Here is a 25012-nt window from a genome sequence, read left to right as displayed (position 1 = left end):
AAAATGATACTGTATAAAAAGTTCACATAAGAAGAAAATCAAAGATTTTCATAAAGCTCAAGTGTACTTATTGTGCAGCAAGCTTGTGATTTAAAAACAAGTGTTTAATCTTTTTTGGGATTTTTTGGTTTTCATTGGAAAAGTTTAAACAGCTTTGTTATAATGAAATTGGTATTTATTCTTCATCCTTTTAATTGCCCCAGGTATCCATCCATTCCAGATATTCAGTTTTATACTCATTATCATTAAGTCTGGTAATGATCTCTTTCAGATCCTTCCTGTCAAATTCATAATCTGAAACTGTAAAAAACAGGAAAACATCTTTGCCGGTAATCTGTTTGAAAAAATCTTCGTTTTTAAGTTTTTCCAATACTTCAATACAGGTCGTATAAAGCTTAGCCTGAAAATCTTCAAACCAGTCATTATCATCACCATTTTTGTCAAGTTCTGCTCTTAACTTTGCACAGATCTCATTAAACTCTTTATCAGCCCCCTCCATTTCATACGTCCACTCAGCCGGTTCATATTTATAATAGAGCGCATCATCCTCATCTTCTGTATCAAGCTCCTCCAAAGTATTGGAAGCCGGGCATACCGTCATCGCTCCTTCATCACTGTATAATGCAAAACTGTAAATATTTTCTGCACCATGCTTTTCATACATTTCTAAAAAAGCCTTCTTTGCCGCATTTTCTATCTCCTGTTTCAAAATTTCAAAATCCATAATTCTCCTCTTCTTTAAATTTAAAATGGGCGGTAAAATTACCCTAATCCCGTCAAATCAGATTACTATATTCTTTTAAAGTATAGCCAATTTCATGATTATAGCTATAATATTCCGGTTTCAGGTTATCTGTTTCTGCTATACATGACCAATCCTGGAATGATAAGAGCCGCTGCCAGAAGCAATGGCGGCACCTCTCCATATCTGAACAGCCAGGAAGTTTCTTTGGACTTACAATTTTATACTCCTGAATTTCACTTCTCAACTCGTCTTTTTTTAGCTAAGTTATTGCATTTCTTTAATGCAAATTAAAGTATAATTTCTGTTTATCAGCAAATTCTGGTACACATCAAAATTGATCAGGTATTTTGTACAATAGAAAAATGTTACAGCTTTATGCTATATTAATTTAAGCCCCCTTTTATCTTGTCAAACAATACTTTATACTTTTAAAAGAATTTTTGTTTTTTCCTAAAATTTTCTCATGATCATTAAAACGGATTTGTACAATTTGTATGGATGAAATCACCGAAAAATATAATAAAAAATTGCACATACAAATCAAAATTTATCACTATTACGTGATCTGAATATTTATAGTTTTATCCCATCAACGTTGATGAAATACATTCTTCATTTTTGATCGTATGTGTACAGTACAGGATAATATAGAGGAATTATTCAGCCCGATGTCAGGGATTATATGGCACAACTAATTTATCAAACTAAAAAAATATCAAAATGAAAAAATTAAATGGAATGAAGAGAGACTTCTCTGCTTTGGAAAACAAAAAAATGAAAAATCTTCAGAATATTCAAGGTGGAACTGGTAGTGCGGTCAATTATGTTCCTACAAACAGAGGAGATTGTTATGATAAAGAAACATGGGTTGATCATCAACATGTATCAACTTTAGAAGTTTGCTAAAAAACACATTAATCTAATCACTGTAAAAGGGAGACAACCTTCCTTTTGCAGTTGATAGATTCAGTTCTTACAACGCACAAACTGAAAATACAAAATGCTACAAAAATTAACTTTGAAATCAAACCTTAGAATATATACAATACATCTGCTTATCATCAGCTTTACATTCTTCTCGTGTAAAAGTACAAACCACAATTATATTATTTACTATAACAAAGTAAATGAAATTGACAGTCTTTACCGGATTGCTAACCAACCCGATAAAGCTATAAAGCAATACCGAAAGCTGTTCAAAAAATACAACCCTAAAAACCAGGAACGTATTAAAGAATATGAGACTTATATTAAGCTGGCAGATCAACATCAAAAGAATTTCGGTGGAAAGAAAAGTCTATACAAGCTTATCCCTCTAATTGCTCCTTACGAAGGGTCATATGGAAGCTATTTCGGATTGTTCAAAAAGTATGGCATAGATAGCACCGAAGTAAAACAGAGAATTGCAGACTGGAAAAAAGGTTTAAATAAAAGGTTGGTAGATTCCTTCAGTATTGCTTTCACCCGTGATCAGGCTGAAGGTAGGAGAAACTTTCAGCTTATGGAAAAAAATGACAAGATAAATGCACAGCTGTTGAAATGGACCTTTGAAAACTATGGCTATCCTTCAGTACAAAAAATCGGACTTATCGGAAATGACGGTGTATTTATGCCAATGCACCCCTTGCTCAGCCATATGATAGGTGAAAAAGAATATCCTTATTTCAAAGCAAAAATGCTGGAATATATAAAATCCGGAGACTGTATCCCAAAAGACTACGCCAATATGGTAGATCGGCACAATCTACAAATCAGCAAAGAAGGAATGTTATATGGTGTTTACCCAAGCTATGATGCTATCGTGGATACAATAAAAGCAAACCGTGAAAGAAAAAAAATAGGCTTACCGAGTCTTAAACATTCTTCTAAAATCACAAAAGATTACTTTAAAAAATGATCCTTATTATTTCCAAAAACAATGAGAGGACAACTAATCTGATAATAAAATGGCTTGTGAAAATAAGTAAGAAATTTATTCGTGTACATGAAGATGAAATTTTTGAAATCAAAACTGAAAACCGAAAAATAATCTTAGAGAGTGAAAGAAATTCTTTTTTTCTTGAGGACATTACCAGTGTATGGTATAGAAGAGGCCGCTTAAAGATCAGAAAATTGAGATATGAAAATCAGGCTGTTAATGCCCATATGAATGAAGTACAACATTGGCTGGAAGACTATGTCAGAAAAACATTGGAATCTAAAAAACATATCAATAAAGAAAGCAATAGTGATGTTAATAAGTTATTGGTATTAGAAGAAGCTATAAAAGCAGGCTTAGAGGTTCCTGAATATTTTTTGGCTGACAGTACAGATCAGGTTTCTTTGGGTACAACGATTACTAAAACGATTGGAGGAAACCCGATATTAGATGATATTAATACGGATCTAAATGGGATTATGTATACCTCAATTATACATAAGAAAGAAAAGTTGAAGTTCTTTACTACATTTTTTCAAGATAAAATTGATAAGGAATTTGAAATCAGAACATTTTACCTTAATGGAAAATGCTATTCAATGGCTATCTTTTCTCAGAATGATGAACAAACCAAAACGGATTTCAGAAAATACAATCTGGACAATCCCAATCGAAATGTCCCGTACAAATTATCCTTGGATATTGAAGATAAAATCCACCTTCTGATGCAGGCATTAGACCTTAATTGTGGATCATTGGATTTCATCAAAGGAAAAGATGGTAAATTTTATTTCTTGGAAGTCAATACCATTGGGCAGTTTATGGGATTATCTTATACCTGTAACTATTCGTTGGATAAAGAAATAGCAAACTATTTATGAAAATTAAAATTAAAGAAACAAACAAACTTCCGCTTACTTTTAAACATATAGAAGTTTTTAAAGATCAAAAACTGAAAAAACAAAGCGATGTTGTAACTTTTATAAATTGTAAGAAGCTCCAGACTAATTTCTATATCAGAGAAAAACCCATAAAATCGTTGAATCGGCTATTATGAAGTATTTTAATTTATTCTCCACCATACAGATCACAAAAGGTGCCGGCAGGATTCTCATTTCAGACCTGCAAAGAAATATCTCTGAGCTTTATCCTCTAGAATTGTATGAAATGACAGAGGAACTGAAAAAGCATTCCATAGAAGATTTGATGAGCGCTTATGATGATGAATCTAAAAAGATCATTCAGGAGTATCTGGATCTTCTATTGGAAAAAGAATACGGGTTTATCACAGAGAATGACTGGGACAGAAATTTCCCACCTATTTCATATGAATATTATGAGCCCAGTGCAGTGACTGACCTTTTTATTGAAATGACTGAGATTGATCTATTGAAAAAAATAAAGCCCTCAATAGAAAACCTTGATATAAAATACCTGGTTATTTACAGCTTAAAGCCATTGACCGTCGACGACTTTATAGAAATAGATAAGACCTTTGATGTTTCGGTATTATCAGGAATAGAGATCTTTTCTCCGTTTCACCGGAAGATCGACCAATCTTTTATACAGGCTCTCCATAAAGACACAAGACGAATTTACAACCTCATCTTCTACAATTGTTCCGTGCCTCCTTTCAAAGCTAAAAATGAATATAGATTCGCCCTACAATTCGTAAAAGAAGACTTAAAAATATCAGCCTGTGGAAAAGTGGATCTGAAATATTTCAATACAAACCTTCCTAAAGTTCTGGAAGCCATGAATTACAACTCATGTCTGTATAAAAAGATTGGTATCGACAGAAACGGAAATATTAAAAACTGTCCCCTGATGTCTGAAAGCTTTGGGAACATTTATAAAGACAGCCTTGAAAAGGCTTTGATACAAAAAGGATTCAAGAAATACTGGAATCTCACTAAAGACAGTATAGAAGGCTGCAAAGACTGTGAATTCCGTTATATCTGCACTGACTGCAGAGCTTATACAGAAATGAATCATACAAACGGAGAAGGACTTGATATTTCAAAGCCTTTAAAATGCGGCTATGATCCTTATTCCGGAGAGTGGAAAGATTGGGCTAAAAACCCTTTAAAACACAAAGCCATCCAACATTATCATGTACAGGAACTTCAAAGATCTGCCAGCCTGTGACTCTATCTAAAAAACTTCCATTTCGGAATTATAGCCAGCATCCCAAAACCTGTAAAAAGGAAAAGGTTAGTAACATCGGTATATAAAAATGTTGACAGATAGTAATTGTGCATAAAGAAATGCAGGACCAGCAGAGCCGGAAACATAAAGATCCCTGCTTTTCTGTAGAAGAACATCAGTACAAGCCCCAGCATCATCAATACATCGATTGAAAAGATGATATAAAAGTACCATCTCGGAATATCAAGGTAATCGTGCTGCAAATATTCATCCACATCAATTCCCAGTCCCATTATGGTAAACAACATTAAGGCTAAAAACGCCAGTACAAATCCCCATCCTTTCTTCGGATCCTCGTCAAAATAGCTGTATTCTTCCATAGATACAAAAATAAAGAACTTATGAGAGATTTCATAAGTTCTTTTATAATTATTCGTTTAAAATTTGACTTACACAGAAATAGCGTTGATCAGTCTGTTCTTGTCACTTAAGAATTCCTCCATAGAGATCATACTTTCCGTTCTCATTACATCCTGAATGTCATCTATCTGATAAATAATTCTTTTAGCATCATCTGTATTCTTAGCTCTTACTTTACAGAAAATATTATATTTTCCGGAAATAACGCTGGCTTCGATTACATTAGGAATAGTTGACAATTCTTTCAATACTTCCTGAGTACGGTTTGATTTTGTCAAAAGAATTCCGATAAAAGCTGTAAAATGATAATCCAGCTTACCATAATCGATGTTAAGAGATGATCCCAAAATAATACCTGCATCCTCCATCTTTTTCACTCTTACGTGAATTGTTCCAGCAGAAACATCCATCTGCTTTGCAATTTCAGTAAAAGGCATTCTTGTGTTTTCTACTAAGAAATCAAGAATCTTCTTGTCTATTTCGTCCAGTTGATAGTTCATATTAGTTAAATTACAATTTCTTTAAAAAATCTATGTATTTTTTGCAAATTTACGAAAAATAATTTAACTAAAAAATATATATCAAACATTAACAATAATTAACACAGATGATAAAAATCATTAAAATATTCTAATTATTTACCTGACGATTTTATAGAATCTGTTTTTATTTCACCTTTTGCTTCAGAAGTTTTTTTATCTTTTTTCTTCTTTTTGAACAAAGAATTGAAGCTTTTACTCCATACAACACCTCCTCCATAAGCCTGATTTGCAGAACCATTCGTACTTACCATTCCCATACCAATATTTGTAGGCTTGGAATAGGCACGTATAATAAGGCTTCCGTCATTTTTCTTTGAAAGGTCATATTCAATAGAACCCTCTCCTGAAAGGTAATTAGCCTGTGTAGCATCTGCTTTTGACAAGGGGATTCCCAGACCTGTTTTTATATTGACCCTAGGTGAAACAGCCACACTTACTCCTGCATTGGCCCTATCTCCGATGTTTGAATTCTGATCACCTTTTACGTAATTCAGGTCGATCTGGAATTCATTACTCATTGTGTTAAGAACTGATCCCAACTGTTTCAAAAGCATGTTATACCCGGAAGATTCTGCAACATTTCCTACATTCACATCAACCCCACCGGAATTGGACACATTGAAACTATTTAACAAAAGAATAGAACCGAACTGAAGCACCTTCTCTCCTTCCTGACTCATTTTTGCAGCCAATGTTTCTCTTACCTGGCTGGAGACGTCTAAAGCCGTCACATTAAGATCCACTTTAGGATTGACCAGAGACTGTGTGATATTCGCCTGCAGCAAAATACTGATAGGCTGAAGCTTTCCCATACTGAGGTATTCCCCGGCATTGGAAACCATTCTTACATAATTTGCGGTAATATCAAGGCTCGGCTTCATGGCGTCACCATCCCATCTGATACTGCTGTTTCTTTCGATCTGGAATGTCTTATTAAGGATCGCCTTGGAAACAAATGTTCCGTTATCAACTTTATATGTTCCGCTCATGGCAATATTTCCCTGTCTGTTCATCTGGAACTTCAGTGGTGCTGCCACTCCTTTTACGGTAATATTCCCTACATCATCCCCTACCAGTACGTTTACCGTTGTTCCTTTATCCACAGCCAGATTGAAGTCTATGTTCATATTGGCTCCCGTCTTCTTCTTTTCTTCCAGTGTAACCAATCCGTCTTTTCCTTCTTTCAGGAACCTCAGCATCTTAAATTCTTCCACATTGGAAGTAGAGCTTGAATTGAAAGTAAATGTACTTCCGTTAAGCGCTTTCATGTTAGGCGTTGTTATACTCAATCCTGAAACAGGTCCGTCCACATAGAGGTCTCCCTGACCATATACCCTTCCCCAGAACAGATCAAAATCTTTCTGAGTCGTATTCAGCATCAGCAGGTTGTCAGCTCTCATTACCAGAGATACCCCCATGGATGAAAGGGTTTCAAACTGGATCGCTCCGGAAACATTTCCTTTAGAGTTGGACCTTCCGTCATGTACTTCAATATTATTGAGGATCGCAAGCCCTCTGGTCAGCTGAATGACCGTATCATCAAAAGAATAATCCACTCCTGTAAAGAGAAGTTTTAATCCAAAATCTTTTAAAGCAATATCTCCGCTATAATCCAGGTTATTAAGCTTACCATTGATCTTAAGATCTCCTGTAGCTTTTCCTCTGAGGTTTCCAAAGATCGTCTGCACAAACTGCTGGGTGAATGAAAGGTCAAAGTCACGCATTTCAGCAGTCAGATCAATGACCGGAGAAGCGGTATTATTATTGACCGTTCCTGTCAGATTAAGGCTGTTGTTTCCTAATTCTCCTGCAGAATGTACCTTTACATCGATATCATAGACATTTAAAGAGAAGCCGTTGGTTGCTGAAATTGAAATATCTCCCATCTCATTTCCATTCATCTTAATATCATCAATAGTAAGGTCTACCAATGGCTGTAGTGTACTCTTATCCATTCTGATCTTTACACTTCCGTTGGCAAGTCCTTTTATATCCATACCGTTTCCTCCGGACTGCATTTCCAGAAGCTTTTCCACAGCAAAATCATTGATATCCGCATCTACATAAAAATCCTTAGCTGACTTAAACTGTGCTTCCTTGATAAACAAGGCACTTTTATCGGAATAAACCCGCAGGTTTCTGATATCAAAATCTCCGGTCTTCTTCCTATAAGTAATGGAATGGTTAAGTTCCGGACTTGTATCTATAGCCCAGATCACTTCATTGAACTTTACTTCAGTAGGTTCAAACCTGAATACATAATCCCCCGCCGCATCTGTAGACTGATCAACATTAATGGCATATTCCTTAAGTTTTTCATTGATCTCATCATCCGGGCTTCCATGCTTAAATACAGTAGCAAGATGGAGCGTATTTCCATTCTCATTATTCCCTTTAAGCTCAAAATCTTTGATTACATTTTTATTATACACGACTCTGCTGATCCTGGCATACAGCTGTTCGCTCAGGTTAGCCGTATTAATTCTGACCTTCACACTGTCTACCAGAGCACTGTCTCTGCTCAGGTTCTTTCTGTCATTGATCCTATAGTCAGGATTAGAGGATGCCAAAGCTTTATCGGCATCACTTATTTCTTCCTCTTTTGTCATGATATACTTCAAGGAAGCAGCATCCAGGTTCAGGATCAAATTATTGGAGTTCCCATCATATTCTCCTTCTACAAGAGCTCCGTTAGGCAGCTTCAGGTCCGGTAAAAAATAATTGACCAACCCCTGGCGTACGTCAAAATTCAGGGTAAAATTCTGTCCACGGTACAGTTTTCTAGGTGGAGGTCCCACCAGAATTCTGCCCACTCCGTTCTCTACCATCCCGGCAAGATCTGCAAGATTGTATTTACCTGATATTTTTCCTGTTGCGGCCCCTGGCGCATCCACATCAATAACACGGCCACCTGCTTCAACAAATGTTTTCAGCTTTGCGTTAGGAATATTATATTTTTGGGTAGCAGTAGCAAAATGAAGGTTATTGGCATTCACATCCAGGGTAAGGTCATTGATTAATGACATTGACATTTTCCCTTCAACCTGTCCGCTTACGATCTGATTCCCTGGCTTATTCGTGAAATAGTTCATGTTCAGGTAGCTCACATCAGCATTCACATCCATAGCTACTTTAGAAGTACTGAAATCTATCAGCCCTTTGACAGTTGCTTTAGCCTGATCATCATTCACGGTGATCAGCCCGTTATATTTTTTATGATCTAATAATCCGTCCAGATACAGGTTATTAATCACTTTATCCATAATTTCAATGCTGGCAATCTGAGATTTAGTGGTCAGGCGCATCGTATTGACATCAAAGCTTTCGCCGTTAAGGTCAAATTTTCCGGAGATCAGGCCTACTGCTTTATTTTTTGTGATCACAGAAGTATTGAGGTCCTTCACATCAAGATAACCTGAGTATTTAGGCATAGCCGTACTGTACCCTGTCAATGTAAGTTTAGAAATGTTGGCCTGCCCTATTCCCGTCAGTAAATTTCCGCTCTCCACATAGATCTGATCCGGATTCACTTTTGCCGTTCCATTGTATTTTAGTTTCCCGAAATCATCCGCAAAATTCTTCATCTTGTCAGAAATAAAAGAAGGCATCATTGCTTTCAGATCTTTATAGGTAAAGTCTGTAGAAAGATCTTTTGTTTCAATTAAAAAGTTTCCTTTCAGTAAATTATCGACCTTCATTGTTTTGGTCGCAATATTGACATCAGGATTTCTGATCAGGAAATTTTCCAGGTGGAATTTATTTAAAGGACCGGTCATTTTCCCTGAAAGGTTGAACGGCTTGATATTATCCCAATTGGTCACAAAATAGCTGATATCATAACCGCTGACCTGGCTTCCCTGGTTGATATTCATATCCCAGCGAACTTTATCCGCAAAATCAGCCCAGGAACCATTATTAAGATTAAATTTAATATTTCCCTGAAGCAAAGTATGGTCTGTATTCAGGGTAAGGTCTTTTAAGGATAAAAACTGTTGGGTCAGTGACAATTCTGTTGAAAAGGTATCTACAATATGAGATTTTCCCCATCTTGAGGTTACAAATGACATATTATTGATCAGCGCCGAAACGTTCGGACCGTTCACTTTTACGTTGGGAGCTTTAAGATTGAATTTTGTTGCTACAAGCCACTTTCCCTGATCTCCCGGAGAATTTTCATTAACAATAGATACTTTAGAATCAATGATCTGTACTCTCGAATTCAATTGAAAAGGAGGTTTTTTAGGATCTCTTTTCTTTCCGTTATCAAAAAGCTCGGTAAATCTGACAAAATTGGCAATACTGTCCCCTTTATAGGTAATAACCTTTATATCGGCATTTACAAGGGTAAGGGAATTAAAGCTTAAGGAATTACTGTTTCCGGAAATAGCATTTATGGCAAGAGAAATCCAGTCAGAATCAGCACGAAATTCGCGTGCCTTAATAAAATCAAGACCTTTATAATCTTTGACCTTTAAGCCTTTTATCGTTACATCTCCGAAATAATTTACATCTACACTTTCGGTAGAAAAACCAGCTTTAAAATCCTGATTAACAATCTGAAGAGCCTGATTAGCCGCCCATTGTTTGGTTATAGGAAGATTGATCACCACCAATATGCTTCCTACCAGAAAAAGTCCGAGCCAAAAGAGAATCAGAAGAAGTTTTGCCCACCAGGTATAGCTGGTAACATCTTTCATAGCCTGCTTCCCAAACTCCTCAGCAGTTTCCACAGGATGATTTATGGCATCTGAAGCCAGTTCAGATGCTTCTTTTACTGTCTCCCGAACTTTTTCTTCCACATTTTCGACAGTCTTTTGTACCTGATCCCCTAGGTTCTCAGCTACTGATTTTTTATTCTCATTCTCGTTATTATTCTCTAACTTTGCCATTATTATGAGCGACTCTATAATTTTAGGTATTGAATCGTCCTGCGACGACACCTCAGCAGCTATCATCAAGGGAAATTCTATTCTTTCGAACATTGCCGCGAATCAGGCCATCCATAAAGAATATGGCGGTGTAGTTCCTGAATTGGCTTCACGGGCCCATCAACAAAATATCATCCCCGTTGTTGAAAAATCTTTTTCCAAAGCAAATATACAACAAAATGCTATCTCAGCTATAGGATTTACACGCGGACCCGGACTTTTAGGATCACTTCTTGTAGGAACATCATTTGCTAAGTCTTTGGCTATGAGCCTAAATGTTCCCCTGATCGAAGTCAATCACCTTCAAGCCCATATTCTGGCCCATTTCATCGAAGATGCAAATCCTGTGCCGCCCACCTTCCCTTTTCTGTGTCTCACAGTAAGCGGAGGGCATACCATGATCGTACTCGTAAAAGACTACTTCGATATGGAAATTATCGGAAAAACCATTGATGATGCAGCAGGAGAAGCTTTTGATAAAATCGGGAAAATCTTTGATCTTGACTATCCTGCCGGCCCTATCATCGACAGGCTTGCCAAAGAAGGAAATCCCGATGCTTTTAAATTCAACAAACCGAAGCTGGAAAATTATGATTATTCTTTCAGCGGTATTAAAACTTCCGTACTTTATTTCATCCAGAAAGAAGTCAGAAAAAATCCAGACTTCATTAAAGAAAACCTCAATGATCTTTGTGCTTCCGTACAGCAATCTATCATTGAAATCCTGATGAATAAGCTTGAAAAAGCCGCCAAAGATCTTAATGTGAATCAAGTTGCCATTGCAGGTGGTGTATCTGCCAATTCTGCGCTTAGAAAAGCAATGGAAGACAACAAAGAAAAACTAAGCTGGGACATCTATATTCCTAAGTTTGAATACACCACAGACAATGCCGCCATGATTGCCATGGTAGCTCAGCTGAAGTTCGAGAGAGGTGAATTTACTGATCTTAGGACGACGGCTACGGCAAAGTATGATTTGTAAGAGGGCTGATAAGGGTGAAAAGGCAAAATTGCGAAAGAGCAAAATTGCGAAAGAGCAAAAAAGCTGAGAAGGTTATAAAGGATATAAAGAACTTAAATTTCTTAAAAGAGATAATCTGTTTCCCAATTTTCACTGTTTGTTTTTAAAAATGAATTGGCTAATTTGCATTATAAAAACAAATGATGAGAAATGTACAAATTTTATTTTGAAAAGCTGGAAGTATGGAATAATACCAGAGAATTAATTAAAGATATTTATCAAACAACTTCTGCATTCCCAAAGAGTGAAAAATTTGGAATCACCAATCAAATAAGAAGAGCAAGCACAAGTATTGCAGCTAATATTGCTGAAGGAATGTGCAGATCAACAGAAAAAGAAAAATCAAGGTTTATCACAATTTCTTTTGGCAGCTGCATTGAGGTTCTCAACTTCCTTATCCTCTCCAATGATCTAGGCTTTTTGAATGATAAAGATTATGAACAGCTTAGAGCGAAAGCTGAAAGTATATCAAATCAGCTGAATGCTTTAAACAAAACATTAAATAAAGAAAAAAATTGAAAGAGGTCTAAGTGCAATTTAATTGCCTTTTTTGCAGTTTTGCCCTTTTGCCTTTTTACCGATACATTATGAAATTATTCTACGGACATATCAATAACAACCAGGTAATCATTAACGACGAAGAGCAACAACATATTGTGAAAGTACTTCGGATGAAAGATGGTGAAGAGATCCATGTGACGGACGGAAAAGGGAAACTAGCTTCCGGAAAGCTTATCATAGAAGGCAAGAAAGCGGGTATTGAAGTTTCTGAGATCAAAGAAAATCTGCCGGAATTCAATCCGAAGCTTCATATTGCCATTGCTCCCACCAAAAATATTGACAGGATTGAATTTTTTGTAGAAAAAGCTGTAGAGATGGGTATTACGGAGATCAGTATGATTCTGACCGAAAAGACTGAGCGTAAAAACATCAATATTGATAAAATCAGGAAACAGGCTATCGCCGCATCAAAGCAAAGTCTGAGATTTCATTTTCCAGTCATTAATGATGTTGTAAAACTGACAGACTTTCTGAAAAAAACAGATCCGGAAAATACTTTTGTAGCACACTGTCATGAGAATCTTGAAAGAATTGATCTTAAAGATATTCCTCAACCGGAACGGCTTACGTTTTTAATAGGTCCGGAAGGAGATTTTTCTGAAAAGGAAATTGCTTTTCTGGCAGAAAATAAAGTAAGGGCCGTATCCCTCGGAAATCAAAGGCTGAGAACAGAAACTGCCGGAGTTTTCGTAGCAGCATGGAATTATTATAACATGATATAGATATTTAATCGAAAGATAATTTTCTTAGCGATTTATAATAACAATAAAGGAGGTTAGCCAACCTCCTCATTTTTTATTTTCTGATTAATTATTTCCAATCAATATTATTCTCTCTCAGGTATTTTTCAAAAACCTGCTGCCCGCTCCTCATTGAGTTTACCGCCCAAAGGATTTTCATTCTTAAAAGCTTTTCTTCATTTAATTTATAATCAATATCAGACTTTATAAGCTTTTGTTTCAATTCATACATACAAATTGAAGCTGCTACAGAAACATTGAAGCTTCTGGTAAAGCCATACATCGGAATGGCCAGCGTTTCGTCTGCAAAATCCAAAATTTCCTGCGAAACTCCCTCCATCTCAGTTCCGAAAACTAAGGCAATAGGCCCGGTAACTTCATATTCAGGCAACATTACGGCATTATTTTCCAACGAAACAGCTACAATTTTGTATCCCCTGTCTTTAATATGCTGAAAGGAATCCATATTCCGGGGAAGCTTTTCAACCTCCACCCAGGTATCCGCCCCTTTTGTTACCCGAAGATTGGGCTCAAAGCTATACTCTTCCTGCAAAGCCACTACTTTATGAAAACCGCAGGCTTCTACAGAACGTACAATAGCTGCCGCATTCCGAAACTGATAAATATCTTCTACAACCGGAAGCACAAAATCAGAGCTTTCCTGAGAGAAATGTTCAATTTTCGTCAGTCTTTCTTCTGTTAAAAACTGTTTTAAATACTCAAAAGTTTGAGCTAAATCTTTCATCTGCATTTAATTATTCTTTTTCAATAGCCAGATATAACGCTTACAATTACAATCCAATTCTATAAATTTTTACTATAAGCGTTTCATTCATTTTCAAATCTTTGCAAATTAACGTAATTTTGGGCTATGAACCTTATTCGGTCTCAAATTCTTAATTAAAAATACTACATGAAGCGAAAAGTCCTGCTCATCTATACCGGTGGAACCATCGGGATGGAAAAAGATTATGAAACCGGAAGTCTCCGTGCCTTTGATTTTGGTAATATATTCGAAAAAATGCCTGAAATGAAGCTGATGGAATGCGAAGTCTTTGTTCATCCTTTTGCAAAGCCTCTGGACTCTTCGGATATGGGACCTGAGGAATGGAAGGTCATCGCCAATTATATCTACAAAAATTATAATGATTATGACGGTTTCCTGATCCTTCACGGAACCGATACCATGTCTTATACTGCTTCGGCATTAAGCTTCATGCTAAAAGGGCTAAGAAAACCGGTGATTATGACCGGATCTCAGCTTCCGATCGGTGATCTCAGAACGGATGCCAAGGAAAATCTTCTGACAAGCCTTTATTATGCAAGCCTTTATGAGAATGATGAAGCCGTTATCCAGGAAGTTGCCATCTATTTCGAATATAAACTATTAAGAGGAAACAGAACGCTGAAATACTCTGCGGAGTATTTCGATGCCTATGCAAGTCCGAATTACCCTATCCTGGGGCAGTCAGGCGTGCATTTAAATATCATTAAAGATAATCTATTCCGTTGTGATCCGGAAATAGAGTTTCATGTGGATGAACATATTTCGGAAGATATTTTATTCTGGAGAATTTTCCCGGGAATGCATCTGAGTCATTTTAAAGAAATTCCTAAAATGAAGGTTCTTATTCTCCAGGTTTTCGGTTCGGGGACCATTTTCAGCAGTGAAAAAACCCAGGAAACCCTTCAGGAGATCAGAAACAACGGAACGGAGATCGTGGTGGTAAGCCAGTGTATTTCAGGAGGTATTTCGTTCGGGAAGTATGAGAACAGCAATATTTTCTCAAGGATAGGAGCAATCAGTGGAAGGGATATGACAGCGGAAAGTGCTATTACCAAAGCGATGCATTTAATAGACAATCCTAACTATTCCGGAAGCTTTGCTGATAACTTCACCAGAAGCCTTTGTGGAGAAATTACAGATTAATTTGCAATAATAATTTGGATATTCGAGAAAATACACTATTTTTGCAATCTCAAAAAGAAAGGTGTCCGAGTGGTTGAAGGAGCTACCCTGGAAAGGTAGTATACGGGTAACTGTATCGAGGGTTCGAATCCCTTCCTTTCTGCAAAAAATAAAGCGTTGTTATTCAGCGCTTTATTTTTTTCTCAAATTTCAAAAAAGTTCTTTTCTTTAAATTAAACAAAGAGTTATCCACTTTATCCCCAAGTTTTCCACATGTTTTCCACAACACACAATTGAAAGCTTGATTACCATTCCTAAATCAGATTGTTATTTTGTCTTGTTTTTGAACATTATTAAAAGTATTTGAATAAGCATTCATCCGTAAAGCCTCTGGTTTTATTATGACAAAATATACTTTCTGCAGATCATCTGTATTATTATCCAATCAGACTGTCCCCCAGTTTGTTAAATTAATATTGAAGCAGTTATCTCCCACATTTAAGATAAAGAAGGCTTTTGCCATATTCCTTTTACTCATTATCTGGCTGCGGATCTGAGCTGGAATATTCCTTACGGAAATAAATAGCTTATAGTCTGAGCTTGAAATACAAAAATCCCGGTCGGAAATGACCGGGATTTTAGCCTGGAAAACGTAAAATTTTCCATCAATATAATTAGTATGAATGTTATGGTGTAAAATTTTAATTGCACAGCGTCAGAAACTGACGGCTCATCTGCACCCTGAATCTGGCATCTGCTCTCGACTGATTATAAATAGAATGCTCAAAAGCCTTTACTGTTTTCAACTTCTGATCAATATACTCCGCTATATCTACAATGGAAAAAACAAAATCCCTGTATACAGCCATATTGACCATCTGTCCGTAGTAGGGAAGATATGCTTTCAGAAAAGGAAGCACTTTCTGGTGGCGATTATAGCTGATGCAATAGCCTACCCCTTCTACCGAAGTGACAATATCATAATCGTTGACATAGTCCAGGATATTTTTGTTACCCTCTAAAGCGTTATTATTCTTTGAGCAATATTTATTGATCTTATCCAAAATATGCTGGGCATACTCCATCATCGAAATATTTTTGAATTCAAATACATGGTTCAAACCTTTTTTGGATGGTGCATCTTTTTCACAGTGGTCACAGAAAGAAATTCCGATCCTTTCATGATAAGGGAAAAAGCAGTCTTTCACTTCAATAAAAGCATCTGCCTGCAACCTGTCTTCTGCAAAATTGTAGTAAAGGTAAGGGCTGTACAAAGCAGCCAAAGCTTTCAGATAGTCTATTTCGCTGGTATTATGATATTCTTCAAACCATTTTTCAAGGTTGTCATAATAATGGCTTTCAAAGTCTTTAAAGTTTAAGTAAAATGGCATTTCCATAGCTCTGTAATTTTGATGAGACAAAGCTATTACCGTAATGCGACAAAACTTGACGTGTTATATTTTTTTAAGTATTAATGTAAAAAAGTAAAATGTATTTATGATGTGGGGGCAGAGAGTCAAGAACCAAGAACCAAGAACCAAGAACCAAGAGCCAAAAATCAAGACTTTGGACGTAGAGATGAGAGACTTGAGACAGGAACTGCATAACTGGCAACAAGCAATTTTAAATTATCAATGGTCAATTCGCTTCGCAAAGTCAATCGTGAATGGGGTGTATAGAAAAGATTTGACAATCGAAGCGAATTGACTATTTACCTTTCAGCTATCATAGTTTTTCATCAGATACTCAAAATAGTGGATCATCTTGAGGTAGTTTTCTATGCTGATATATTCATTGGTACTATGGATGCTTTGCTGTTCTGCACTGTTGATCTTAATGGGCATGAAACGGTAAACATTCTTACTTACAATTTCATATTTACCGGCATCTGTTCCGGCCATTGTAAGATATGGGGCAACAATAGCTCCGGGATGAATTTCTCTGACGCCGGCTTCTATTAATTTAAAGGCTTTTGTGTTGGTTGGAGAAATTGCCGAAGCTTCTCTTGTATTATCAATCTCTTCTACTTCCACATCGAAACCTTCAGTTGCTTGGGCAATGTGCTTGCGAACATCTTCTACCGTATTTCCGGGAAGCAATCTGAAATTGACAACAAATTCCACTTCGGGAGAAAGAACATTGGTTCCGTCGCTTCCTTTCATCATTGTCAGTGCAGTGGTTGTCCGTACCAGGGCATTTGTCGTATTATTCTTGGTAAGCTGTGACAGCAAAAGAGGTTTTAAAAGCCATTGATTGGCAAGAGCAAGTCTTGTAGTAAAAGGCATTTCACCTCCGATATTATCAAAGAACTCTTTGATCAGGGGTGTAATGACAGGTTTCATCTGATGATCTTCCAGACGCTGCATAATGACTGCTGCTTTTCCGATCGCACTTTCCATAGGAGGCATAGAAGAGTGGCCGCCAAGTCCTTTTACTTTTATCTTCGCGGAAAGAAAACCTTTTTCGGCACATCCTACCACAGCAACATCAGAATCAATTCCGGCTACGTTTCCTTTTCGCATGATCAATCCACCTTCATCATATACAGCGTCAAATTTCAATCCTTTCTTTTTAAAATAGTCTGCGATCTGCATCGCTCCTTTCTGACCGCCCACCTCTTCATCAAAGCCAAAGGCAAGGTAAATATCCCGTTGAGGGGTTTGTCCGTTTTTAATCAGATTATTCATAGATTCCATTAAAGAGAAAAGCATCCCTTTCATATCTATCGCTCCTCTTCCATAAATCCTTCCATTGGCAACAGCTCCTGAAAAGGGAGCAAAATCCCAGTCTTCTGCAACTTTTGAAACAGGATCTGACGGCTTATCATCAGGACGGAATATATTTTCTTCTGTGCTTGTGATATCTGCATCTCCAGGAGGGACAACATCCATATGGGAAAGAAATAAAACGGGCTCAAGAGCCGGATTGCTTCCTTTAAGTCTAAACACCAGCCCATACTGATTCACCTCTACATTTTCCGTATGTTGGAATACCAGCGGATAAGAAGCTTTTAAATAAGTTTTAAACTGATCAAAAGGAGCATAGTTGAACGTTCCCAGACTACCGGTAGAAACCGTAGGTATTTTGATCCCTCCAGACAAACGCATGACTGCAGAGTCATTTTTGACAGGCTTCCATCCTTCACCTGCTCCGGCTGTATTTTTCTTAAAGGGATAAGTATAAGTTTTGATCAATACTATGGCAGCTATAATGATAAGAATACCCAGAATGGCTAAAAGAAATTTTTTCATATCGGTAAGTTTTACATGGATTTGAAGTATAACAAATATAAAAAACAAATAGCCTATAACCGCATCAAAAGCCAAGTATTTCCTCCGTTTGTCCGCAGAAGGTTACAACCCATTCCAGAAACCGGAATTAAGATCAAAGAACAGCTTCTCATTTTCAAGCCTGAACTTATCAACGTTCTGCCTTCCCGGATCATTAAGGGAAATCAGTCTGATCACTCCTTTTTCTTCCTGTTTATAAACTTCAATAATATCATGTCCATTATATTGATAGCTGTAAAGCAATCCATTAGACATCTCCTTTTCCGGATTTTTTGCAGAGAAATCATTTTTTACTTCTTCCAGTGTTTTTCCCGCATAATAAAATCCAAGCATATTGTTATAAATGCTGGAAGGAGTGTATGTAAATAAGATCTGTGAGGATGGTTTATCCTTTAAATTTTTAAGAATATTTCCGATCTCTCTATTGGTGAAAAAGATAAATCTCTGATCTGTTTTGTCGAACACATAATCTCCATAAAAACTGATATCCAAACTTCCATCCTGAAAAGACAGCTTCTTTGTTATGTTTTCAGAATCGGGTAACGGATCCGTATGAACCATCCTGATATAACTGGTACATGAAAAAGTACTTAAAATAAGACTGGCTGCATAAAAGCTAAATAGTATTCTTTTCATAGATAACCGGATATAGGACAAATATAATTTTTTACCATTCCAGTGGCAAATCTATTTCAAAAAAAGCCTTTCTACACTGAGAAAAGCTTTTTTTAATTTATAAGATATTAAATACAGATCAGTTCAGGATCTCATTCATTCGGGTTAAAATAATAGGTTTACCATCAGTGACAACAATCGTATGTTCATGTTGCGCCATATACCCGCCCTTGTTTCCTACCATTGTCCAGCCATCTTCCATTTCTACGGCAAGATTTGAGGAAGTGGAAATAAAGGTTTCAATAGCCACCACAGAATTTTTCTTAAATCGTCTGGTATCGAAACGGTTCTTATAATTGAGCAATTCATCCGGCTCTTCATGCAGGCTTCTCCCTACTCCATGTCCACCAAGATTTTTAATAACTTTTAGCCCTCTTTTCTTCGCTTCGGTTTCCATTAAAAATCCTATATCCGCTATTTTCACCCCTCCTTTTATGTTATCAATTGCTTTCTGTAAAATTTCTTTGGATGCATCCACCAGTTTCTGATGTCCGTGGATATCTTTACCGATGATAAAGGAACCTCCGTTGTCCGCCCAATATCCGTCAAGCTCTGCAGAAACATCAATATTGATCAGATCCCCTTCTTTCAACACCCTCTGATCGGTCGGAATACCATGGCAAAATTCATTATCCACACTGATGCACGTCCAACCCGGAAACCCATACGTCAGATAAGGAGCAGATTTTGCTCCAAAATCAGCAAGGATCTTCGCTCCGTATTCATCCAGATCTTTGGTAGTCATGCCAGGTTTCGTATAGTCAATCATTGCTTTCAGCGTATAAGCAACAGCTTCACTCACCTTTTGCATTCCGGCCATCTGATCTTCGGTAGTTATTGACATAATTTTGTTTTTTTGTCGTTGATATTTACAAAGTTATGAAAAAGAATAGGATGTTGTTGCTTTTATAGGTATGAGCAAAAACATATTTGTCAGTGAGGGATGAAAAAATATCTACACACTTTTTCAACTTATTAAAGTTGTTTGTATAATAAAAACCAAACTCTATTTGTAAAAAAACTTTTCCAGATTCCCCTGTAAACTTGCTCTTTTATCATCATACCAGGGATATACAAGCATGTTGTTTTTTGATTGCAAGTTGTAATATTGCAGAACTTCAGTAAGTCTTAACCGGGATTTGATGTGTTCGATAGTCATTGGGAGAGTTTTTCAAGGTGTTGTTTTACCTCCTGTAAAACAGCTTTATAATTATGAGCTGCAAGATATAATCCTCCAAAGATTCTATAATCAAATGTCGCAGGACGAAGTGGATACACTGGTAGGGATTCACGGCACTGCCATCGGTAGATATGAACATGAGGAAGTAAAACCATCTATTGAGATAGCCACGCAACTGGCAGAAGCCTTGGAAGTATCTCTGGATTATCTTGTAGGATCTACGGATATTCTACTGGATAAAAATATTGTGTCTAAAATTTTAGATATACAAAAGCTAAAAGAGAATGATAGACAGCATGTCTTCGCGCTCCTGGATGCGTTCCTTAAACAAACTAAACTGCAATCAATTATGTAATATAAAAGAGGCTGTCTCAAAAGGACAGCCTCTTGCTGTTTTGCATTCAGTATTTTATAAATGTAGAGTGGTAATATCATTTCGATTATATACGATAACTCTATCTTCCTTATTAGGGGTGTTGAATAATATCATTCTCCACCGATTATTAATATTGGAAAGGTTTAATCTAATATTATTACTTAATTGATGCCATCCTAACGTTTCCTCATCAAACTTGAAAACACCTTCGTTTGTATGGATTTCTAAGAACATAGTACTGGTGTCAAAAAGCAAAACGTTGTATGCAATTATAAAATTTATATCCTTCCATTTTATAAAATCTTGTGTTTTTAGATTTTTAACATAAAAGCCATTGTTTTCAAATTTAAAAATTCCATCATCTGAAAAGTATGGGTCTGATTCGTCATAATTTCTGAAAGGATATTTTTTTATATAATTTAAAATTTCCAATTGTCTTATTAAAAGCATTATAAAAACTGTGACTATTATATAAAATAAAATCCAAAATATAATATCACCCCATCTAATTATTAAGAAAAAAGACAATAATGTTAAAATTAAACTTACTATTAAATAAACTTTTATGTGTTTCATTTTACTTAATGTAATTCAATCATAACTCTTACTTTTCCCATTCGGGTAAATTTCCTAACATCTGAAGATTAAATATTTTATTATAACCTATAGATTTATAAAAAAACAATTTTACACTTAATGGTTCTACTGTAGAATTAGGTTTTATAAATAAATATTCTATACATTTTTGAGAACTTCCCAACTCATTTGTATCCTTTATTTGTATGTCTTTAGAATGTATAGTTTTATTTATATCATTATAATTTCTATTTAAATAGTGTAATTGGTTTAACATTGCTAATCTATATTCATCACTACCATCGACCAAACTTAAGTAACTTGCTTCATCATTATTCTGAACCGCAGTCCAAAATTTTTGAACAGTTTCTTTTATTTGTTCCTCTTCCTTTTTCTTTTGGTTTACACAACAACTGACACTGAAAAGGATTAATAATATTGATATATATTTAATTGTCTTCATATTAGTGAGGAATACTGTTTACCTGATTCTGTATTTCTTTCTGTTTGTTTTCCAACATATTTTGTACTTGTCCAGGTGTTGGACGAATAGGTAAGTTGTTTGAGTTTAATATCGATGTTCCATTTTGTATAATAAGTCCATTTTGCGTATCTGTTCCTGCTGGTAAAGTTCCGTCAAAAACATAATTAGTAACATCATTTCGTGTTTGAGTACTCATATTTATTCCACTAGAATTTACATAATCAATAGCAAGGTCCATTTGAGTAGCTTGAAAATCTATAGACTTAATATCCTTAGAAGCTTGTACGTAATTCTCTGTACTTTTTATTGCTTCTGGAATATCCATAGCCATTTTTGCATTCTTGACCAATTCTTTTACACCTCCGGATATCTTACTCATCTTATCAGTTCCTTTATCATACATTTTTGTCCAGATGTTAGTAGGTCGGTCATCTCCTCTGACACTTTCCATTTTTGCATCAGAACCAGTTGCTCCACCGTATCTATATGAATTCAGCTTTAAACCTGTTGTCCCTGAAGATATTCTTGCTCCACCAGGATTGTAACCGCTTGTTGATAATCCAATATCTCCAGCTCTGAAAGATGGTCTTCCAAAGGAATCTCTTTGTGTAATAGGCGCTTGCTTAACGGTCATTTGATTACCGCTAATTGCAAAATAACCGGAATGATGCGGTAACAATTCCAATCCTTCCAATTCAATACCCATACCCATTTTATTCTCTTGGATAGCATAAGTAGAATTATAAGGAAACTTTTCTGCCAATGGATCTAACTGAATGAATCGACCAATATCCGGCATATATGTTCTGTACTTAAACATATACATTCCAGTTTCTTGCAACTCTTGTCCCTGATACTTGTATTGATAAGGATTAAATCCTACATTAGGATTATTATTCCCCTCATGCTTCAATCCAAAAGGATAGTAATTGTTCAATTCAGCAATTTCTCCCGGAATCCAGATTGTAGTACACCCTGTCATTCCTCCGCCTAAATCTATACAGTGTTCTGTAGACGTATCTCGTGGCTGAATCACTCCATCCTTATTGGAATCAGAATAGCTCAATCTGATACTACCTAAATGATCTACATAATTGTAAATATATAATTTTTTTCTAAAATCAAAATAGCCTTCAGAAGTGGGAACGAAATCAAGATCAAATATTTTATTAGCATTATGATCAGAATATTGGAATGAATCAATATAGTGAACCCGGTATGTTTCGTTCGGAATTACATAATAAGATTCCTTTTCCACTTTTACCCCATCAGCTCTGTATTTGTAAGAATATGTCCCATATGAATAGCTAAACTTCTTGGCTAAATTCAAAAAATTATACTGTATATCCGTAATCCCTTTATCTTTATGAGAGATCATATTACCATTATCATCATAAGTGATGGTATTATGAGCTGCAAGATATGGATATCCATTGTTGTTTCCTACCTGTTCCTCTGTAACTTTTGTAAGCCTGTTTCCTGTATAGTCATATTTGAGATTATCTATAGATAATGCTATAGTACTGCCTGTCAATAAATCTGCAGATCTTTGCAACCTTGAAATATTTCCGTTAAGATCGTATTCTATCTTTTCAAAATATTCTTTTGCTGATTCATTACCAGCTTTCTGGTAGAATCCTGCAGAAAGTCTATTTAAAGGGTCATACACATATCCATATCTTTTCAGCGGTTCATTTTCTTCGGTTAATGTTTTCCAAGATACTTCAGCAATATTCCCATTGTATTTGGGTTGTACCTTCAGATTGGAGTAATCGGAATTAGGAACTTCTAATCCTTCTACCTGATTGTAATTAATCTTATATCCGAACAGATCGCTGCCTAAATTTACCGGATCATTAATCTGGGTCATCCAACCTCTGATGTTGTATTTATAATCTATAGTTTGTAAGGGATTGGAAATATCCGCTCCTCCTACTTTCTTGGTTTCAAGCTGAGATAGTTCATTGTAGGTATTTTGGGCCAGAATTTCAACAGCATTACTGTCTACCTGATGGGTATGGGTTAAAAGCCTGTTCTGAGAGTCATAGGTAAATTTCTCTATGATCCGCTTTTCAGGGCCACTGGCTAGTCTGTGGTAGGTGTTGGTCTGAAGAATGGTGCCTGCAAAATCAAGCTTATGGTTGAAAACTGTATATCCTCCCAAATGATGGTGGCTTCTTGACCCGATGGTTCTTCCCTTGGTATCATACCAGATGAAATTCTTTGTCCATTTGTCATCTTCAATATTCTTTACATAGGAAGCTGTAAGTAGACCTTTTGTCGTCCTTTCCTGAGATGGGTCATCCGTAAGAAGGGGTTGGGAGAATACATTGGTAACGGTTGGAGAGTCTGACGGATAGGTATCATAATAATTAACACTTAAGACCTGGGTGACATTGGTGGGGGTGGAAAGCTTAGTATAATATACAGGCATGCCGTTTAAGGTCAGTCCTGCTGTAGCAGTTCTGGTTTCATATAAATTAGTATTGACATTAGCACTGTTTTGTATCGATGCCCTCCCGGCTGCATTACTTGAGATTCCGGTGTAAACAACTCTTCCAAACTGGTCATATTTAGTGAACAGCCATTGTCCTTTCCCTTTAAGGACCGTATCCTGGGTTAGGATAAGCTGATCAGCTTTATTATACACCATATATTCCCAGCCTTTACCAGGAACCTTTTTTTCTACAAGCCTGCCTCTGCCGTCATAACGGTATTGATAGCAGAGGTTGTCAAGCGTTGTCTGGTCTAATGATGCGGAAACTGATGCCAATGGGGGAATGACAAAGGCAAGCTGGTTATATTCATTATACACATAATAGGTATCTGCATTTTCGGAAGCACTGATCATTTTTCTTACCAGCAAAGTCTGGCCCTGTCCGTTTTTGAACTCAATGGTCTTGTTTCCGTCTTCATCGGTAACGGTGTTCTTGTATAGCTGTGCACCCCCGAATGTTCCTGAAAAGCTTATAGAAGAAGAGGTAGCACCATTTACCCATGTGGTGGAAGTAGTGTATTTTTTAACTTCTCCATCTGTATTGGCATCGTAATCAAATTTTACAGGTTTACTGCTCCAGTCGTTTCCTATCTGGATCTGCTGCTGGATCCTATCCAAAGGTGAGCTTTCCAATACCTTTTCAGAAAAGATCTTCTCTGCTCCATAGATAGAGGAAGCATTTCCCAGTGGAGAAGTATAGATCGCCCCATTCTGGGTTCCTGATTGGGGAACAGGCAGGTAATCTTTTACCTGTCTTCCAAACTGATCGTATTCAATATGGGTGACTACATCTTTCCCTAGTGGGGATGCTTTGACATTGACTACCTGTTTGGATCTTCCCAGCCCATCAAAATACTGAACGGCTTCTGAGGTTTTTGTAGGAGTAGTCCCACTATAATCCAGATAAGTTTTGGTTTGGATATAGTTTTCTGTACCGGATACCTGTGCTTTTACAGATCCCATCAGCACGATTCCTATGGGAATGATTATCTTTTTCATCGT

At 36.5% G+C, this 25012-nt stretch carries 21 protein-coding genes and 1 tRNA gene; 10 read left to right on the top strand and 12 right to left on the bottom strand.

What is annotated here, in order from left to right; all coding sequences use genetic code 11:
• Positions 1–190: 190 nt before the first annotated feature.
• Positions 191–724: a DUF4303 domain-containing protein gene (locus tag AC4IF5_RS15630; protein ID WP_490736083.1), complete on the bottom strand. Its 534-nt coding sequence runs from the start codon at positions 722–724 to the stop codon at positions 191–193.
• Positions 725–1465: 741 nt separating this feature from the next.
• Between AC4IF5_RS15630 and AC4IF5_RS15625 the strand changes: the two genes are divergently transcribed.
• From AC4IF5_RS15625 to gwsS, 4 genes are all read left to right on the top strand, one after another.
• Positions 1466–1651, top strand: coding sequence for a TIGR04139 family peptide modification target (locus tag AC4IF5_RS15625; RefSeq protein ID WP_490736082.1), 186 nt, complete (start codon positions 1466–1468; stop codon positions 1649–1651).
• 94 nt (positions 1652–1745) lie between these two features.
• Positions 1746–2642: a hypothetical protein gene (locus tag AC4IF5_RS15620; protein ID WP_490736080.1), complete on the top strand. Its 897-nt coding sequence runs from the start codon at positions 1746–1748 to the stop codon at positions 2640–2642.
• Complete coding sequence (gwsG, locus tag AC4IF5_RS15615; RefSeq protein WP_490736078.1) at positions 2639–3544, top strand: grasp-with-spasm system ATP-grasp peptide maturase; 906 nt, start codon at positions 2639–2641, stop codon at positions 3542–3544. Before AC4IF5_RS15620 ends, gwsG begins: the two co-directional genes overlap by 4 nt.
• A 172-nt stretch (positions 3545–3716) precedes the next feature.
• Positions 3717–4811 (top strand): grasp-with-spasm system SPASM domain peptide maturase, encoded by a 1095-nt coding sequence (gene gwsS / locus AC4IF5_RS15610; RefSeq protein WP_490736076.1) that lies wholly within the window; start codon positions 3717–3719, stop codon positions 4809–4811.
• Between the two features lie 2 nt (positions 4812–4813).
• On the opposite strand, the gene AC4IF5_RS15605 is transcribed toward gwsS, so the two are convergent.
• The 3 genes from AC4IF5_RS15605 to AC4IF5_RS15595 form a co-directional block, all read right to left on the bottom strand.
• Positions 4814–5191 carry a hypothetical protein gene (locus AC4IF5_RS15605; RefSeq protein WP_490736074.1) on the bottom strand — a complete coding sequence of 126 codons (378 nt, stop codon included), beginning with the start codon at positions 5189–5191 and terminating at the stop codon, positions 4814–4816.
• Between the two features lie 69 nt (positions 5192–5260).
• Positions 5261–5731 (bottom strand): Lrp/AsnC family transcriptional regulator, encoded by a 471-nt coding sequence (locus AC4IF5_RS15600; protein ID WP_002984446.1) that lies wholly within the window; start codon positions 5729–5731, stop codon positions 5261–5263.
• Between the two features lie 134 nt (positions 5732–5865).
• Positions 5866–10662, bottom strand: a complete 4797-nt coding sequence (locus tag AC4IF5_RS15595) for a translocation/assembly module TamB domain-containing protein (RefSeq protein ID WP_490736072.1) — start codon at positions 10660–10662, stop codon at positions 5866–5868.
• Positions 10663–10666: 4 nt separating this feature from the next.
• Here AC4IF5_RS15595 and tsaD point away from each other — a divergent pair, with 4 nt between their 5' ends.
• The 3 genes from tsaD to AC4IF5_RS15580 all read left to right on the top strand — a co-directional run bounded on the left by tsaD (position 10667) and on the right by AC4IF5_RS15580 (position 13005).
• Positions 10667–11683, top strand: a complete 1017-nt coding sequence (gene tsaD, locus AC4IF5_RS15590; RefSeq protein ID WP_490736070.1) for a tRNA (adenosine(37)-N6)-threonylcarbamoyltransferase complex transferase subunit TsaD — start codon at positions 10667–10669, stop codon at positions 11681–11683.
• Between the two features lie 189 nt (positions 11684–11872).
• Positions 11873–12241, top strand: coding sequence for a four helix bundle protein (locus AC4IF5_RS15585; protein ID WP_490736068.1), 369 nt, complete (start codon positions 11873–11875; stop codon positions 12239–12241).
• Between the two features lie 68 nt (positions 12242–12309).
• Positions 12310–13005 carry an RsmE family RNA methyltransferase gene (locus AC4IF5_RS15580; protein ID WP_490736066.1) on the top strand — a complete coding sequence of 232 codons (696 nt, stop codon included), beginning with the start codon at positions 12310–12312 and terminating at the stop codon, positions 13003–13005.
• Positions 13006–13093: 88 nt separating this feature from the next.
• Here AC4IF5_RS15580 and AC4IF5_RS15575 read toward each other — a convergent pair whose 3' ends face one another.
• On the bottom strand, positions 13094–13774 hold the full coding sequence (locus AC4IF5_RS15575) for a TrmH family RNA methyltransferase (protein WP_490736064.1): 681 nt from the start codon (positions 13772–13774) through the stop codon (positions 13094–13096).
• 162 nt (positions 13775–13936) lie between these two features.
• Here AC4IF5_RS15575 and AC4IF5_RS15570 point away from each other — a divergent pair, with 162 nt between their 5' ends.
• Both AC4IF5_RS15570 and AC4IF5_RS15565 read left to right on the top strand, forming a co-directional pair.
• A complete protein-coding gene (locus AC4IF5_RS15570) occupies positions 13937–14953 on the top strand; it encodes an asparaginase (RefSeq protein WP_490736062.1) in 1017 nt (338 codons plus the stop codon).
• A gap of 55 nt (positions 14954–15008) precedes the next feature.
• Positions 15009–15095, top strand: a tRNA-Ser gene (locus AC4IF5_RS15565).
• A 538-nt stretch (positions 15096–15633) separates the two neighbouring features.
• Here the strand turns inward: AC4IF5_RS15565 and AC4IF5_RS15560 are convergent.
• From AC4IF5_RS15560 to map, 4 genes are all read right to left on the bottom strand, one after another.
• Positions 15634–16329: a hypothetical protein gene (locus tag AC4IF5_RS15560; protein ID WP_490736060.1), complete on the bottom strand. Its 696-nt coding sequence runs from the start codon at positions 16327–16329 to the stop codon at positions 15634–15636.
• Between the two features lie 321 nt (positions 16330–16650).
• On the bottom strand, positions 16651–18183 hold the full coding sequence (locus AC4IF5_RS15555; protein ID WP_490736058.1) for a M20/M25/M40 family metallo-hydrolase: 1533 nt from the start codon (positions 18181–18183) through the stop codon (positions 16651–16653).
• Positions 18184–18285: 102 nt separating this feature from the next.
• Positions 18286–18858: a hypothetical protein gene (locus tag AC4IF5_RS15550; RefSeq protein ID WP_490736057.1), complete on the bottom strand. Its 573-nt coding sequence runs from the start codon at positions 18856–18858 to the stop codon at positions 18286–18288.
• 118 nt (positions 18859–18976) lie between these two features.
• On the bottom strand, positions 18977–19741 hold the full coding sequence (gene map, locus AC4IF5_RS15545; protein WP_490736055.1) for a type I methionyl aminopeptidase: 765 nt from the start codon (positions 19739–19741) through the stop codon (positions 18977–18979).
• Positions 19742–20150: 409 nt separating this feature from the next.
• Here map and AC4IF5_RS15540 point away from each other — a divergent pair, with 409 nt between their 5' ends.
• Entirely contained in the window at positions 20151–20432 is a 282-nt protein-coding gene (locus tag AC4IF5_RS15540; protein WP_490736053.1) for a helix-turn-helix domain-containing protein, read from the top strand.
• Between the two features lie 54 nt (positions 20433–20486).
• On the opposite strand, the gene AC4IF5_RS15535 is transcribed toward AC4IF5_RS15540, so the two are convergent.
• The 3 genes from AC4IF5_RS15535 to AC4IF5_RS15525 are packed head-to-tail and all read right to left on the bottom strand — an operon-like array spanning position 20487 to position 25009.
• Positions 20487–21029, bottom strand: a complete 543-nt coding sequence (locus tag AC4IF5_RS15535) for a hypothetical protein (protein ID WP_490736051.1) — start codon at positions 21027–21029, stop codon at positions 20487–20489.
• 28 nt (positions 21030–21057) lie between these two features.
• Entirely contained in the window at positions 21058–21492 is a 435-nt protein-coding gene (locus AC4IF5_RS15530) for a hypothetical protein (protein ID WP_490736049.1), read from the bottom strand.
• A 1-nt stretch (position 21493) separates the two neighbouring features.
• Entirely contained in the window at positions 21494–25009 is a 3516-nt protein-coding gene (locus tag AC4IF5_RS15525) for a DUF6443 domain-containing protein (protein ID WP_490736047.1), read from the bottom strand.
• Positions 25010–25012 lie beyond the last annotated feature (3 nt).

Source organism: Chryseobacterium sp. UF-290 (genome assembly GCF_058245615.1).
Note: the sequence above shows the minus strand (reverse complement) of the source record. Positions and strands in the feature narration are given on the sequence as shown.